This window comes from Faecalibacterium prausnitzii (genome assembly GCF_003287495.1).
Lineage (GTDB): Bacteria > Bacillota > Clostridia > Oscillospirales > Ruminococcaceae > Faecalibacterium > Faecalibacterium prausnitzii_I.
Map to the genome: position 1 here is coordinate 15,841 of NZ_PRLE01000006.1, position 13,807 is coordinate 29,647.

At 57.2% G+C, this 13,807-nt stretch carries 15 protein-coding genes, 1 pseudogene and 1 riboswitch; of the genes and pseudogenes, 8 read left to right on the forward strand and 8 right to left on the reverse strand.

Going from position 1 to position 13,807, the window contains the following annotated elements; translation table 11 throughout:
• Window positions 1-138: 138 nt before the first annotated feature.
• Window positions 139-531 (reverse strand): type II toxin-antitoxin system HicB family antitoxin, encoded by a 393-nt coding sequence (locus C4N22_RS10480; protein ID WP_022256100.1) that lies wholly within the window; start codon window positions 529-531, stop codon window positions 139-141.
• Window positions 532-750: 219 nt separating this feature from the next.
• Between C4N22_RS10480 and C4N22_RS10485 the strand changes: the two genes are divergently transcribed.
• Genes C4N22_RS10485 through pepT form a run of 3 tightly spaced genes read left to right on the forward strand, consistent with a single transcriptional unit; the run spans window position 751 to window position 3,109 of the window.
• Window positions 751-1,272: a GNAT family N-acetyltransferase gene (locus tag C4N22_RS10485; RefSeq protein WP_112148943.1), complete on the forward strand. Its 522-nt coding sequence runs from the start codon at window positions 751-753 to the stop codon at window positions 1,270-1,272.
• Window positions 1,269-1,877: a uridine kinase family protein gene (locus C4N22_RS10490; RefSeq protein ID WP_112148944.1), complete on the forward strand. Its 609-nt coding sequence runs from the start codon at window positions 1,269-1,271 to the stop codon at window positions 1,875-1,877. The genes C4N22_RS10485 and C4N22_RS10490 overlap by 4 nt, the downstream gene beginning before the upstream one ends.
• Before the next feature lie 14 nt (window positions 1,878-1,891).
• Entirely contained in the window at window positions 1,892-3,109 is a 1,218-nt protein-coding gene (gene pepT, locus C4N22_RS10495) for a peptidase T (RefSeq protein ID WP_112148945.1), read from the forward strand.
• 53 nt (window positions 3,110-3,162) lie between these two features.
• Here the strand turns inward: pepT and C4N22_RS10500 are convergent, their stop codons facing one another.
• The 7 genes from C4N22_RS10500 to C4N22_RS10530 all read right to left on the reverse strand — a co-directional run bounded on the left by C4N22_RS10500 (window position 3,163) and on the right by C4N22_RS10530 (window position 9,824).
• Window positions 3,163-4,548 (reverse strand): TrkH family potassium uptake protein, encoded by a 1,386-nt coding sequence (locus tag C4N22_RS10500; RefSeq protein WP_112148946.1) that lies wholly within the window; start codon window positions 4,546-4,548, stop codon window positions 3,163-3,165.
• Window positions 4,549-4,618: 70 nt separating this feature from the next.
• On the reverse strand, window positions 4,619-5,023 hold the full coding sequence (locus tag C4N22_RS10505; protein WP_112148947.1) for a PaaI family thioesterase: 405 nt from the start codon (window positions 5,021-5,023) through the stop codon (window positions 4,619-4,621).
• On the reverse strand, window positions 5,016-6,176 hold the full coding sequence (locus C4N22_RS10510; RefSeq protein WP_112148948.1) for an RNA polymerase sigma-54 factor: 1,161 nt from the start codon (window positions 6,174-6,176) through the stop codon (window positions 5,016-5,018). The genes C4N22_RS10505 and C4N22_RS10510 overlap by 8 nt, the downstream gene beginning before the upstream one ends.
• Window positions 6,177-6,322: 146 nt before the next feature.
• A complete protein-coding gene (locus C4N22_RS10515) occupies window positions 6,323-7,063 on the reverse strand; it encodes an energy-coupling factor transporter transmembrane component T family protein (RefSeq protein ID WP_112148949.1) in 741 nt (246 codons plus the stop codon).
• Window positions 7,064-8,575, reverse strand: a complete 1,512-nt coding sequence (locus tag C4N22_RS10520; protein WP_112148950.1) for an ABC transporter ATP-binding protein — start codon at window positions 8,573-8,575, stop codon at window positions 7,064-7,066.
• A 3-nt stretch (window positions 8,576-8,578) separates the two neighbouring features.
• The gene (locus C4N22_RS10525; protein WP_112148951.1) at window positions 8,579-9,178 is read right to left on the reverse strand and encodes an ECF transporter S component; all 600 of its coding nucleotides are present in this window, start codon (window positions 9,176-9,178) and stop codon (window positions 8,579-8,581) included.
• Between the two features lies 1 nt (window position 9,179).
• Complete coding sequence (locus tag C4N22_RS10530) at window positions 9,180-9,824, reverse strand: YkoF family thiamine/hydroxymethylpyrimidine-binding protein (RefSeq protein ID WP_022256110.1); 645 nt, start codon at window positions 9,822-9,824, stop codon at window positions 9,180-9,182.
• A 98-nt stretch (window positions 9,825-9,922) separates the two neighbouring features.
• Window positions 9,923-10,021, reverse strand: a riboswitch (TPP riboswitch).
• 419 nt (window positions 10,022-10,440) lie between these two features.
• Between C4N22_RS10530 and C4N22_RS10535 the strand changes: the two genes are divergently transcribed.
• From C4N22_RS10535 to C4N22_RS10555, 5 genes and pseudogenes are all read left to right on the forward strand, one after another.
• Window positions 10,441-10,638, forward strand: coding sequence for a helix-turn-helix domain-containing protein (locus C4N22_RS10535; protein ID WP_202030884.1), 198 nt, complete (start codon window positions 10,441-10,443; stop codon window positions 10,636-10,638).
• A gap of 280 nt (window positions 10,639-10,918) precedes the next feature.
• Complete coding sequence (locus tag C4N22_RS13185) at window positions 10,919-11,233, forward strand: DUF5720 family protein (RefSeq protein ID WP_347476110.1); 315 nt, start codon at window positions 10,919-10,921, stop codon at window positions 11,231-11,233.
• Between the two features lie 170 nt (window positions 11,234-11,403).
• Window positions 11,404-12,300, forward strand: coding sequence for a DUF6017 domain-containing protein (locus C4N22_RS10545; RefSeq protein WP_112148954.1), 897 nt, complete (start codon window positions 11,404-11,406; stop codon window positions 12,298-12,300).
• Window positions 12,301-12,792: a PcfB family protein gene (locus C4N22_RS10550; protein WP_112148955.1), complete on the forward strand. Its 492-nt coding sequence runs from the start codon at window positions 12,301-12,303 to the stop codon at window positions 12,790-12,792.
• Window positions 12,789-13,736: pseudogene (locus C4N22_RS10555) on the forward strand (type IV secretory system conjugative DNA transfer family protein); the annotation flags it as partial. The gene C4N22_RS10550 and the pseudogene C4N22_RS10555, both read left to right, overlap by 4 nt.
• Window positions 13,737-13,807: the final 71 nt, after the last annotated feature.

The window sequence follows — 13,807 nt, forward strand, 5'->3', positions numbered from 1 at the left end:
TTATCTCTAACGTGGCATTATCTTACCACAGGTTCGGGTGGTTGTCAACGGGTTTTTGAAACTTTTTTCAAGCGTTTTAAAAGAAAAATACCGGGCAGCCAAAACTCAGCGTTTTCAACTGCCCGGTATCTTATTCTTTCACCGGTTGCTTACATGCAGGCGCTCTTTCAAACTTTCCTGTAATACCTGTGAAAAGTTTACGCCGTTTCGCTCCGCCAGGTCGTTCAGCCAGGAAGGAAGCGTCACGTTTTTCCGCACTGTGCGCAGATCATTGGCACGGCGGTATGCCGCAAAGTCGATATCCACCAGCGTCACGATCTCCTGTTCTTCCGGGTGGGGCATGGTGCCGGATGCCTGCGGAATCTTCCGCCCTGCGTCCTCTTCCGTAATGCCCCAAAGACCAATGGCGTCCCGGGCCATTTCAATGGCATCCGCAAGGTCTTCTCCCTCTGTGTTGATATCCAGGTCAGGGACAAAGACAACATATCCCCGCTCCGCGGGAGTAAGAATGATAGGGTAAACTGCTTTCATGGTTTCACCTCTCAAGCCAATTATACGCATTATATGCGCATTTGCCAATTGGGTTGCATTGATTGCTTGTCTGCTATCTTTCTCTTGAATATAGCGCTTCTTTCATCCGTGTGGTATACTCAGCTCAGAAAATTTGTGGATGCCCCGCCATACGATTTCCGACAAAACTTACGATACCATATTTTTGTCAATTGACGAGAAAACAAAAGAGGAACCACAATGAATTTTACACCATTTGAAACACCCCGGCTTCGGCTGCGCCCGCAGGAAGCGCGGGATGCAGGCTTTGCGCTCTGCATCTGGGGCGACCCCATCACCGGGAAATATCTCTCCGATCCGCCGCTGGATGCCATTGACGATCTGAACGAGTACATGGAACTGCTGCGGCATCTGAGCGACGCACCGGACCGCTATTATATGATTGCCGAAGACAAAGCCACCGGCCAGCCCATTGGTACATGCTGCGCCGTCATCAAAAACGGCGGCACCTGCTGGGATATCGGTTACTGCATCCACCCCACCCGCTGGCGGCAGGGCTATGCCAAAGAAATGGTAACGGCCGTTGTTGCATTTGGCGCACAAAATGGCGTTAAAACATTTCTCGCTGATGTTGCCGCGGAAAATCTCGGCTCCTGCGCCGTCATGCGTGTTCTTGGCTTTACCCCCACCGAAAACGGCACCTTTCACCGGGGCAGTACCACACTGGAATACAGAAACCTCACATTCAGGAAAGAATTATGACGTCAAACAGCCTTACCCCTATCATCAATTCCATTACTGCCCTGCTCTCCACTGCCGCAGGACGCCCCATCCTCATCGCTTTGGACGGCCGGTGCGGCAGCGGCAAAACGACGCTGGCGGCACAGCTGGCAGAGCGGTTTCCCGGCAGCCGGACCATCCACACCGACGACTACTACCTCCCTCCTGCCCAGCGGGTGCCGGGGTGGGAAACACTCCCCTGCGCCAACATGGATTTAAAGCGCCTGCGGGCCGAGGTGCTGAACCCTGCCCGGGCGGGGCAGCCGTTTTCTTATATCGCATACTCCTGCCGGGAGGGAGCCTATCTGCCGCCCGTCTCCTGCCAGCCCGCGCGGCTGGTCATCGTGGAGGGCAGTTACAGCCACCACCCGGCCCTCGCCGATTGTTATGACCTGCGGGTCTTCGTCACCTGCTCCAAGGCGGAGCAGACCCGCCGCCTGCAGGCCCGGGAGGGGGCGCGGTATCCCGCTTTTGCCCAGCGCTGGATCCCGCTGGAAGAGGGATATTTTGCAAAGTATTCCATTGAAGAAAGTGCAGACTTGATTCTGGATCCCGAAAAGGGTATGATAGAGGCAACAAAATCATAAAGGAGCATCATCTTATGCGTGCTTACGAACGACTGTTACAATACGCCCGGGTGTATACCACCTCGGACCCCGAATCCGGCACCCACCCCTCCGCAGCCCGCGAGTTCGACCTCGCCCACATGCTGGTGGAGGAGATGAAGAATCTGGGCATCGAGGACGCCCGTGTGGACGAGCACTGCTACGTCTACGGCACCCTGCCCGCCACCCCCGGCTGCGAGAAGCTGCCCGCGCTGGGCCTCATCGCCCACATGGACACTGCCCCGGATGCCAGCGGCGAAAACGTCAACCCCATCCTCCACGAGAACTATGACGGCAACGATGTGACTCTGCCCGCCACCGGGATGGTCATGAAGACCTCCACGTTCCCGTTCCTGAAAGAGCTCAAAGGCGAGACCCTTATCACCACCGACGGCACCACCTTGCTGGGGGCGGACGACAAGGCCGGTGTGGCTGAGATCATGACCGCCGCCGAGACCCTGCTTGCCGAGGGCCGCCCCCACGGCAAGGTCTGCATCGCCTTTACCCCCGACGAGGAGATCGGCGAGGGCGCTTCCCTGTTTGACATCCCCGGCTTTGGGGCCGACTTTGCCTATACCGTCGATGGCGGCGATGTGGGCGGCATTGAGTACGAGAATTTCAACGCCGCTTCCGCTACCGTCACCATCCACGGCTTCTCGGTCCATCCGGGCAGCGCCAAGGACGCCATGATCAACGCCTCCAATGTGGCGCTGGAGTTCCACAGCGCCCTGCCCGTGATGGCACGGCCTGAGACCACCGAGGGCTATCAGGGCTTCTACCACCTGTGCCAGATGTACGGCGACGTCACCGACGCTAAGCTGGGTTACATCCTGCGCGACCACGACGCCCAGAAGCTGCAGTACAAGAAAGACAACCTGATGCAAATCGCCGCCTACCTGAACGGCAAGTACGGCGAGGGCACCGTGGAAGTGGAGATCAAGGACAGCTACCGGAACATGATCGAGAAGATCAAGCCCCACTTCCATCTGGTGGAGAACGCCCGCAAAGCCATCCGGATGGCAGGCCTGGAGCCCGAGGAAGAGCCGGTCCGCGGCGGCACCGATGGTGCCACCCTGAGCTGGAACGGCCTGCCCTGCCCCAACCTGGGCACCGGCGGCTTCAACTTTCACGGCGTCTGCGAGTGCACCACCGTGGAGCGGATGGACAAGGCCACCGAGATCCTGCTGAACATCGTGGAGCTGTATTCCAAATAACTTCTACAAACCAAAAAGAACGTCCGCACACTGTGCAGACGTTCTTTTTGGTTTTAACCCACGTTGATATGCCCCACCGGCATCACTTTCCGTTTGTTGTCGTCCGGTTTTGCCGTCAGGCTGATGGCCAGCGAGACGGGGCCCACGCGGCCCATGAACATGACCAGCATATACAGCAGCTTTGCCCCGGTGTTCAGCCGCCCGGTGACACCCACCGAGAGGCCCACGGTACCAAAGGCCGAGCAGGATTCAAAGATCGCGTCAATGACGGTGACGGCCTCGGCGCTGTTGTAGTAGACGACGACTGCCGAGCCCAGCGCCGCCACCGCACCCAGCATAATGATGGTCAGAGCGCGGTAAATCGTCTTGGACTCAATGTGGTGGTCATGGATGACGCAGTCATCCCGGCCCTGTGCCACACTGCGGATGGTCAGGATGACCACTGCAATGGTGGTCACTTTGACGCCGCCGCCCGTGGAGCCCGGCGCCGCGCCGATGAACTGCAGAATGCTCATCCAGAGCTTGGTCACCGGGCCGCAGGCTTCCAGGTCAATGGTATTCATGCCGGCGGTACGGGTGGAAACGGATTGGAACAGCGACGCCATGATCTTGCCCGGGACGCTCAGCCCGCCCATGGTGGCGGGGTTGTTCCACTCCATCAGGCCGATGAGCAGAGCCCCCAGCACCCAGAGAATGAGGGAAAATTCCAGCACCACCCGGGCCTGCAGCGAGAGGCGGCGGCGCTTGCGGTACTCGCCCAGCTCCACCCAGACCATGAAACCCAGGCCGCCCGCCATGATCATGAACATGATAACGGCCTGCACATAATAGTTGTTCCCATAGGGTACCACGGAGGAATACGCCCCGAAGCGTCCGAACAGGTCAAAGCCCGCGTTGCAGAACGCCGAGATGGCCGTAAAGACGCTAACCCAGATGCCCTCCGGGCCAAACTGCGGCACCAGCGCAAACATGAGCAGCACGGCACCCATGGCCTCAAAGGTCGCAGCCAGCCGGATGACGATTTTAAGCACCTCCGTGGCCTTGGAAAGGCCTTCGGCCGAGACGCTTTCGCCCAGCAGCCGCAGATCCCGGAAGCCCATCCGCCGCCGGGCCGCCAGCGCAAAGAAACTGGTCAGCGTGACAAGGCCAAGGCCGCCCACCTGGATGAGGAGGAGCAGCACTGCCTGCCCGAAAAACGTGAACTGCGTCCAGGTGTCCCGCACGACGAGGCCGGTGACGCAGGTGGCGCTGGTGGCCGTGAACAGGGCATCCACCAGCCCCAGCCGCCCCTGTTTGCTGGCAATGGGCAGGCTGAGCAGCAGCGTGCCCGCCGCGATCACCAGCAGAAAGCTGACACAGATGGTCTGGGTGGCACTGCTGCCGGCCAGCCAGCCTTTTTGTTTGCGGAGATTGAATTTCTCCTTTTTTCGTTTTAGCATAAAGCCCCTCTTATTTTCAGCCATTCCCGCAGGATACTTTCCAGTTTGCCCCGATCCAGTATCTGTTCATTCAGTTCTGCGTTGCAAACATGGAGAATGTTCCCGCTGCCAGCAGTTTCTGCGTTTCTTTCACGTAGATCTCCACCAGCACGGTGCACACGGTGCGGCCCCGGTGCTGCACTTTGCCCACCGCGTAGACCTGACCCTCGTGGATGTTCCGGTAGTAATTCAGGCTGCCGGTTTGGGTCACATAAGTGCGGCCATCGGTCCGGGCGGTAACGCCGCTGCAGCAGTCCGCCAGCGTAAACAGCAGGCCGCCGTGCAGCATCCCCATGGGGTTAAGCAGCTCCGGGCGGGCGGTGGTGCCCATCACGGCGTGGTCTTCCTCCAGCTCCCAGATCTCAATGCCGCAGGCCTGGACAAAGGCATTTTCAGCAGTATATTCGATCAGTTTTTTCTTTAAATTCTCATTCATCACTCATACTCTCCCGGGTAAAGAACCAGCTCATGGGGTAGATGCCCTGCGGGCACTGCAGATACTTGTCCTTTACCGCGCAGCGAATCCATTCTTTGGATACTCCCAGCGCGTCGGCTGCCTGCTGCAGCTCCAGCGGGCGGAGGTAGCCGTGGCCTTTGCGGAAGAATTCTTCCTGCTCCGCCACGATCTTTTTGGCACAGCGCTCCAGCAGCGCCTGCCGCCCGTTGATGTTTTCCACGATGCTGCGGGCCTGGTTCAGCTTCTCCGAAAGATAGAGGCGCACCTCTTCATCCGGCGTCTCGAGCAGCAGGTTGCTGTAATACACGCTGAGATCCAGCGGGGGCAGACCGCCGCCGTTCACCTGCACTTCCAGCTCCTCGTCTTCCCCGGGCAGCACCAGGACATCGGGCGTGACATAACTCAGGTTCTCCCGGCGGCTGAAACCAGTACCCGGGCGGGGGTTCAGGGAGCGGATCAGGTCGCACTCCTCCCGCACCAGAGCCTCGGAGGCCCCCGTCTTCCGGCTGATGGCACCATAGCCGTTCTCGGCCAGCTCATCCATGAACTGTTCCACGATGATCCTTGCCAGCCGGTGGTCGCCTGCGTGCCGCTCGATCTGCAAACTCAGGCACTCGGTCCGGTCCCGGGCACCCACGCCCGCCGGGTCGGCAGCCTGCAGCTCCGTCAGGGCACGGGAGATCACCGCGTCGCTGACGCCCAGCGATGCGGCCAGCTCGGCGGGGTCCTCGCTGAGAAAACCGTCATCGTCCAGCCGGTCACAGAGCAGCTCCACGGCCTGCAGCACCTCCGGCTCCAGCTTCGTGCCGATAAACTGCGAAAGCACAAAGCGGGAGAGGTCGTTCTCATCGCTCAGATAATATCCCATCCGGGAAAGCGGGTCCCGGCTGCCGTCTTCCTCGTCCTGGCCCTGATAGTAAGAATCCTGCCAGTCGCCGGCCTCCAGCCACTCCCGTTTCCGGGCAAAATTCGGGTCTTCCAGCATCTCTTCGCCCGGGTCGGACAGCTCAAACACCGGGTTTTCCTGCAAAGCGGTTTCTACATAATCCCGCAGCTCCTGCACACCCATCTGCAGTACGCCTGCAAACTGTGTTTCCTGGGGAGACGGAGTCTGTTTATACGTTGCGCTCATTTCATTTACCTCCCAATCATCAGCGGTTTCAGTCTATCACATCCCCTGTTGTGAATCAACATTTCTCCAGATTTCTTGGCAGGTTGCAACAAAAAGTGCGCCCGCATTTTGTGCAGGCGCACAGTAGAGCACGGTGGAAAACCCGCTCAGTACTTTAAAAACAGCATTCCCAGCACCACGCCGCCCACCATGAGCGCCGCGGCGGCCAGGTCATACCAGTGCACCCGTGGTACCGTATAATAGGTACGCGGCGCATCCCCGCAAAAGCCCTTGGACTCCATGGCCATGGCGATGGACTCCGACCAGCGGACGCTGTTGACCAGCATGGTGAAGACCGGCTTCATCGAGAGCGGGCCCGCTTTCAGGCCGCGCGCCGCAAAGGCCGTGCGCACCTGGGCATACTCCCGCGCCATCCCCGGCATCAGGTGGAACGCCGCCAGGATGCCATAGGCAAACTTGGGCGGGAGGTGGCACTGGTGCAGCAGGCTGGCAATGAAGAAGTCCCCCTCGGTGGAAAGTGCAAACAGGATGCCCAGCCCGGCGTAGGCCAGCAGACGGGTGGCCAGCTGCAGCGCCGTGTACAGGTTTTGCGACAGGGCCGCGCGCACACTGTAAGGCATGGCCGAAAGGCTGCTCAGATCCATGGTCTGCGTGCTGCCGCCCCGGGCGTAGTAAAGGCCCGTCACAAACAGGCCGAACGCCGCAATGCAGGCCGGCAGCAGGATGACGCCGATCTTTTTCAGACTTACCCGGGAGCAGAACATCAACAGCAGCAGGCAGACGGCCAGCACCAGCAGGTTCAGGCTGACCAGATACTCAAACGAGAGCAGAATGACACAGATCAGCACCGTAAATGCCTTTACGGTGGGGTTCCAGCGTTCCAGCATTTACAGCACCTCCTCTGCGGATTTTTCCACCAGCGCGGTATCTTCCAGCCGGTAGATTTTATCGGCCCAGGCCGCAGCCAGCTCGGTATCGTGGGTGATGAAGATGACCGTCAGCCCCTCCTGCTCCACTTTTTCCCGCAGGTGCTCCATGATGGCGTTTACTGAGCGGGCATCCTGGCCGTAGGTGGGTTCGTCCAGCAATAGCAGTTCCTGCCCGCCTGCCAGCACCGAAAGAACCGCCAGCCGCCTCTGCTGGCCCTGGCTAAGCATGTAGGGCGAGTACCGCCGCTGCCGTTTCAGTCCGTAGCGATCCAGCAGCTCTTCGGCCCGCTGGCGGCAGGCCTCGTCCGAGAGGCCCGGCTCCCAGAGCCGCAGACCAACACAGACCTCGTCCTCCACATTCTGGGTGACGAACTGGTTGGCCGGGTTTTGGAACACGATGCCGATGTGGCGGTACAGCTCTTTCGACTTCATTTTTGCAATGTCCCGGCCCTGAAACAGGATCCGCCCCGTGTAGGGGTGCTGCTTGAGCACCGAGAGAAAGGTCGTGGTTTTGCCGGTGCCGCTGGGGCCGAGAACTGCCGTCATACAGCCCGCCGGGAAATCCGCGTCCACATTCTGCACCAGAAAGGGTGCGTCGTACACCGTGCGGCCCCACTTGCGGCGGGTGGGCAGCCCCTTGCGGATGCTGACACCCCGGAACTGCAAAAGCGGCTTGCCCTCTGCCACCGGGCGGGCCGCTCGCTCCGGCCGGGAGCCCGGGTAAAACAGGCCCAGCCGCTCAAAGTCCGTGCGGTGTTCCGGCAGATTTTTGCAGTGGATGCCCCGGGCGGCTACTTTGCCGCCCTCTTCCAGCAGGATGATCTCATCCGCCGCTTCCAGCCAGAGGTCTGCCTTATGGTCGATGGCCAGAATCGTCCGGCCAGAAGTTTTCATCCTCAGCAGCATTTCCAGCAGCTGGGCTGCCGCCTCGTGGTCCAGGTTGGCAAAGCTTTCATCCAGCAGGATGCAGCGGCTCTCCATAACGTAGAGGCAGGAAAGGGCCGCTTTCTGCTTCTCGCCGCCGGACAGGGTGGAAAGAGTCCGATCCAGCAGCGGCGCAATGCCCAGCTCCGCGGCGGCCCGGTCGATCCGGGCATCCATCTCCCCGGCAGGGACGCGGATGTTCTCCAGACAGAAGCGCATCTCCTCCCGCAGGGTGTTCATACAGAACTGCAGGTCCGGGTTCTGGAACAGCACCGTCAGGTAAGCGGCCCGTTTCTGCGGGTCCAGCGTTTTCAGGTCCTGCCCGTACAGCCGGATGGTTCCGCTCTCCAGAAAACCACCGTTTTCCGGGTACAGCCCTGCGGCTACCGCGGCCAGCGTGCTTTTGCCGCAGCCGCTGCCGCCCATCAGGACCGTGAGCGTCCCGGCCGGGATGCTCAGGCTGGTATGGTCCAGAATGTTGCGTTTGCCTTTTTCCTGATAGCGGAACACGGCATCTTCCAGCTCCAACGCGGTGTTGGCCGACATTTCTTAATCCTCCAGGTCAGCGTCCTGTGCCTGTGCCACGGCATAGCCTTTCAGGACACCTGCCTTGACGAGGCCGTCGGCCAGCATCGGGGTGATGAAACCGTCAAAGACGATGGCGCTGATGATGCGCACCACCAGCATGATGGCCAGCACAGGGATAGCAATTTTGTTGTAGCCGCTGATGAACAGGTTGTAGATCAGGGTCAGGACCGAGCAGATGACAGCGCCCTCGATCATGGTCATCCGGTCAAACTTCTTGTAGTGTTTCAGGGCAATGATGAGCTCAAAGCCAAGGCCCTGCACCAGGCCGGACAGGATGATGATGGGTCCAAAATAGTTGCCGTACAGGCACTCCAGCACAGCGGCCAGCAGCTCGGCGATGAGGCCGGTGCCGGGCTTGCGCATGACATAGATGCCGAACGCACCGGCCATGAAGTAGATGCCGTAGAACGGCTCATAGCCCAGAGAGGCCATGCCGAACGGGGTCAGCATCCCGTACAGAACGCCGCCAATGTAAGTGCAGCCCAGATAGACCACACCGAACAGCACAGCGCTGATGGCAATGAGCAGAACGTCTTTCAGTTTCCAGTTTTTCGTATTCATTTTAGTTTTCCTCCGTCGGGCTGTTGCAGTTCATGGTAAAGTGCAGGACATAGTGGTGGACCGCCGGGGCGTTCTCCATCAGCTCACAGACATGGGTCAGGTAGGTGAACACATCCTGCACGTCGCCGTCGATGCGGGTGGCATAGTGGATGGTCTTGGGGTTCAGGCCCTCGTCCTGCGCCATGTACCACACCTTGGCGATCTCGTCGATGTACTGGGCATCCCCCAGCGGGTACAGGGCCAGCTTGCAGTGGACCGGGAAGTGGATGTCTTTCACCAGTGCCGCATTAGGGGCCTCGCCCTCACGGTTCAGCACGCTGTCGCCGGACACATCGCCCGGGCAGCCCTTGGAGAACTGCCCCTCCAGCGCCATGTGGACGCCGGGGCGGTAAGCGTTCAGGAACAGTGCCTGCACGGCGTCCGCCACATAGGGCAGCTTGCCGCGGTAAACGGTCGAAAGGGCATCCGTCTCACTCCACACCGCAGAGGTATTCGTCTTTTCCAGCGAGCCCAGAATGATCTCGATGTACTTGTCCGACATGGGGTACAGGGTAAAGCGGCAGCCCGCAATGGGCAGCTCCGTGCCGCGGCCCGCCCAGGGCAGGTCCGGGCGGTTGCAGCCGGTACAGCAGTTTTCGGTTTCCATAGTCGTTCCTTCTTTTCCATTTTTGTACAAAACAAAAGGAATGCTTTTCGTCCAGGAAAAGCATCCCTTTTGCCAGCAGGCGCGGCGGCCCGTTGTAAAAAGCGACAGAAATGCTTTTCCTACGCCGGTATTACCCGGATCAGGTGCAGGGAGTCGGGTGTAAGCCCTCTCAGCACAAGGCCCCTCCAGCATTCTGATGATTCTCTTTTTATTTGCCACCGCATAGCATACCGCAGCCGTACAGAAATGTCAAATATTTTATCTTAAAATCACAGATCAAAAAAGCGCAAAGGCTTTGTTTCCGCTTGGAAAACAACCTTTGCGCTTTTTGTGAGATGTCCCTGAGCGGATTCGAACCGCTGGCCTTTCGCTTAGGAGTATGGCTTACCATGTGATACACGGTTCGGATGTAACTTCCAATATCATCCCTTACACAGAATGACTTGTAGTAAACGAACTTTATGGTGCAAAACACCTATTCTGACGCAGTTTTATGCGTCCGTTGGGTGGTCCTATTAGCAAATTCTTAGCAAGAGGCCATCCCGCCAAAGTTGATTGCTACTGCCATTCTTCATTCCCTTAGTTAAAATGACAAGGCAAATACATGGAGGTTACTATGAACAAGAAAGAGAAAAAGTCACTGCCGGAACCGCGCACATACACCGTGGAACAGATTGCGGCCATGCTCAATATCGGCCGCACGACCGCATATCAGCTCGTCAAGCAGGAGGAGTTCAGGATCGTCCGCATAGGAAATGCGATCCGCGTTTCCAAGAAATCTTTTGACGAGTGGCTGGAAAGTTTGGAATTGTGAATATTGCAAGAAACGCCGTAGGCTCAAAAAACCTATGGCGTTTTTTTATACCCATTTTTGAAGGAGGCTGGCAATGAAACTGACAGAAGCAGAAATGAGGATGGTGTTTCAGATTGAAAGTACCAATCAGAACGCCGCCCTGAATGAGATTTACATGACATGGCGCTATGCGCCGAACCCGGCAACGAAAGAAACGGCGGAAGGCCTTCTGGACAAGCTCTGTCCCCTGTCGGATCAGGAGTGCATGGATTTGATCCGCAAAGTGCAGGCCGAATACCGTCTGCCGGAGAAAGCCCGCACCATCGGAGAAATGCTGGCAGAAGCCAGACAGCAATCCGGGGCGCAGAAGTTATCCGGCCATGACATTATGGCTTTGGAGCGTTTTGACCCGGCAACCAGACACATGATCGTCTTTGATGTTCTTACCCATGACTCGCCTGTTGGCTGGAAAGGTGAGAAAATGCGCCTGTTCCTGACTGACGCCGGATACAGCAAGGCTTTGGAGAATCAGGAACAGGGGCACATCAAAATCCGTAGCCATGCGAAGGTGCTTTCCGGCGACCTCTACTATGACCATAAAGACCGTGAGAGGTAGCCGTCCCCCAAATGTATCAAAATCAGTGGGATATCTTCTGTTTCTTCCTCTGTGGCTTGCGTTCTGAACAGGGCGTGGATGTTTTCCCATGCAGGAGAAAACGGAGGCATACAGACGGATAAACCGCTCAAAATCAACACTTTTTATTTTCACAGGAAGGAGGTGCGAAGATGGCTGTTTTTCGTATTGAAAAGACCCGTGATTATACGGTCATGTCAAACCATCACTTGAAAGATCGGACGCTGACCCTGAAATCCAAAGGGCTGCTGTCCATGATGTTGTCGCTCCCTGACGAGTGGAATTACACCACCAGAGGTCTTGCGGCGATCTGCCGGGAAGGTGTGGACAGCATCGGTGCGGCATTGAAGGAGCTGGAAAACCACGGGTATATCCGGCGCACCCAGCTTCGGGATGAAAAAGGCAAGATCACGGATACCGAGTATGTCATTTACGAAATGCCTCAGTGCGAACCGCCGTCAAGCCCAGGTACGCCTTTACCGGGTACGGCAAAGCCATATACGGAAAACCCGGATATGGGTATCCCGGATACGGCGGAACCGTGTACGGAAAACCCCGCACAATTAAATACTAATCAAACAAAGACTGATTTATCAAGTACGGAGATATCAAATCCTATCCAATCAAATCCCCCTACCCCCGCAGGGGCAAGGATGGGAATGGATCGGATGGGAGCCAGAGAATGTTATCGTGAAGTGATTTTGGATAACATCGAGTACAGCTATCTGGTGCAGGACAATCATATCGACCGTGAGCAGCTTGACGAGATCGTTGACCTGATCGTGGATACCGTGTGTTCTGCCCGCAAAGTCATCCGCATCGCCGGAGACGATTATCCGGCGGAGGTGGTAAAGTCCCGGTTTATGAAGCTGGACAGTTCCCATGTTCAGTATGTCATGGACTGTATGAAGGACAACACCACCTATGTCCGCAATATCAAGAAATACCTTCTGGCGGCGCTGTATAACGCCCCGACCACCATCAACAGCTACTATTCTTCCCTGGTGCAGCACGATATGTACGGGGACGGGCAAAGGGGGCGAGGCTAAATGCAAGAGGAAGTAACGCGGGGCGCCGTAACGCTCATTGTTGACGGAGCCAAGCTAAGCGAGCAAGTCTTTGAAAAAGCCGTCAAAAAATTCCTGGAGGAAATCCAGAAAAGCCAGAAGCCCAAAATCTACCGCGGCAGGCAGAGCCTTAAACAGCTTGCCAGCCAGAACGCCGGTCTTGCCAATATCGAGATCAGTGACAAGAATATCAAGGCTTTCTCCCGTGTGGCGAAAAAATACCATGTGGATTTTGCCTTGAAGAAAGATACCGCCGCAGAGCAGCCCCGTTACCTGGTCTTTTTCAAAAGCCGGGACGCGGATGCCATCACAGCGGCATTTCAGGAGTTTGCCAGCCGCAAAATGAGCCGTGAGAAAAAGCCCTCCATCCGGGAGCGGCTGACCCAGGCGAAGGAACAGGCGGCGGAGAAAACGGAACACCGCACCATTGACCGGGAGAAAGTAAAGGTCAAAGATCGGAGCGTGCAGAGATGAACATGAAAAAAATGTTTTTGCTGAACCTTCCGTATCTCCTGTTCGTGTATCCCTTCGATAAGCTGGCACAGGCTTTTCGGCTTGCGCCCGGCGCTGACCTCTCCGACAAGCTGCTCTCCATTGGGGACGGCTTCACGGCAGCCCTTTCCTCCCCGTGGCTCAGTTTCCATCCCACGGACCTGCTGATCGGTATAGCCGGTGCGGTGGTCCTTCGCATGGCGGTCTACCTGAAAGGCAAGAACGCTAAGAAGTATCGCCACGGGATCGAGTATGGTTCTGCCCGCTGGGGTACGGCGGCAGATATCGCTCCCTACATGGACAAGGACTTTTTCCAGAACATCCCCATGACGCAGACGGAACGGATTACGATGGCGAGCCGTCCAAAGCAGCCGAAGTATGCCAGAAATAAAAACATTCTGGTGATCGGCGGTTCCGGCAGCGGCAAGACGCGGTTCTTCTGTAAGCCGTCGCTGCTGCAAGCTCATTCGTCCTATGTCTGCACTGATCCGAAAGGAACCTTGCTGCCGGAGATCGGCACTTTCCTGGAGCGGAAGAAATACCGTATCAAATGCCTCAACCTGATAAACTTCCGAAAATCCATGAAATACAATCCACTGGCTTACATTCGGTCAGAGAAAGATATCTTAAAGCTGGTGAACGCACTGATTATGAACACGAAGGGCGAAGGAGAAAAATCTTCGGAAGATTTCTGGGTCAAAGCAGAACGCCTCTATTATTCCGCACTGATCGGCTACATCTGGTACGAGGCCACGGAGGAAGAAAAGAACTTCATCACGCTTCTGGACCTGATCAATGCCAGTGAAGCCAGAGAGGATGACGAGACTTATCAAAGCCCGGTGGACCTGCTCTTTTCTCAGTTGGAAGAACGGGAGCCGGACCACTTCGCCGTGAAGCAGTACCGCAAATTCAAAATGGCGGCGGGTGATATATGCTCTAAGTGACTTCTTAATCATGATTTTGTCATGGTTAGTGAAGCAATCACTTAGAGCATTTT

Excerpts from the sequence above, each read along its gene's own strand:
- C4N22_RS10480 (WP_022256100.1), bottom strand. The coding sequence starts at position 531 with ATGAAAGCAGTTTACCCTATCATTCTTACTCCCGCGGAGCGGGGATAT.
- C4N22_RS10485 (WP_112148943.1), top strand. The coding sequence starts at position 751 with ATGAATTTTACACCATTTGAAACACCCCGGCTTCGGCTGCGCCCGCAG.
- C4N22_RS10490 (WP_112148944.1), top strand. The coding sequence starts at position 1,269 with ATGACGTCAAACAGCCTTACCCCTATCATCAATTCCATTACTGCCCTG.
- pepT (WP_112148945.1), top strand. The coding sequence starts at position 1,892 with ATGCGTGCTTACGAACGACTGTTACAATACGCCCGGGTGTATACCACC.
- C4N22_RS10500 (WP_112148946.1), bottom strand. The coding sequence starts at position 4,548 with ATGCTAAAACGAAAAAAGGAGAAATTCAATCTCCGCAAACAAAAAGGC.
- C4N22_RS10505 (WP_112148947.1), bottom strand. The coding sequence starts at position 5,023 with ATGAATGAGAATTTAAAGAAAAAACTGATCGAATATACTGCTGAAAAT.
- C4N22_RS10510 (WP_112148948.1), bottom strand. The coding sequence starts at position 6,176 with ATGAGCGCAACGTATAAACAGACTCCGTCTCCCCAGGAAACACAGTTT.
- C4N22_RS10515 (WP_112148949.1), bottom strand. The coding sequence starts at position 7,063 with ATGCTGGAACGCTGGAACCCCACCGTAAAGGCATTTACGGTGCTGATC.
- C4N22_RS10520 (WP_112148950.1), bottom strand. The coding sequence starts at position 8,575 with ATGTCGGCCAACACCGCGTTGGAGCTGGAAGATGCCGTGTTCCGCTAT.
- C4N22_RS10525 (WP_112148951.1), bottom strand. The coding sequence starts at position 9,178 with ATGAATACGAAAAACTGGAAACTGAAAGACGTTCTGCTCATTGCCATC.
- C4N22_RS10530 (WP_022256110.1), bottom strand. The coding sequence starts at position 9,824 with ATGGAAACCGAAAACTGCTGTACCGGCTGCAACCGCCCGGACCTGCCC.
- C4N22_RS10535 (WP_202030884.1), top strand. The coding sequence starts at position 10,441 with ATGAACAAGAAAGAGAAAAAGTCACTGCCGGAACCGCGCACATACACC.
- C4N22_RS10545 (WP_112148954.1), top strand. The coding sequence starts at position 11,404 with ATGGCTGTTTTTCGTATTGAAAAGACCCGTGATTATACGGTCATGTCA.
- C4N22_RS10550 (WP_112148955.1), top strand. The coding sequence starts at position 12,301 with ATGCAAGAGGAAGTAACGCGGGGCGCCGTAACGCTCATTGTTGACGGA.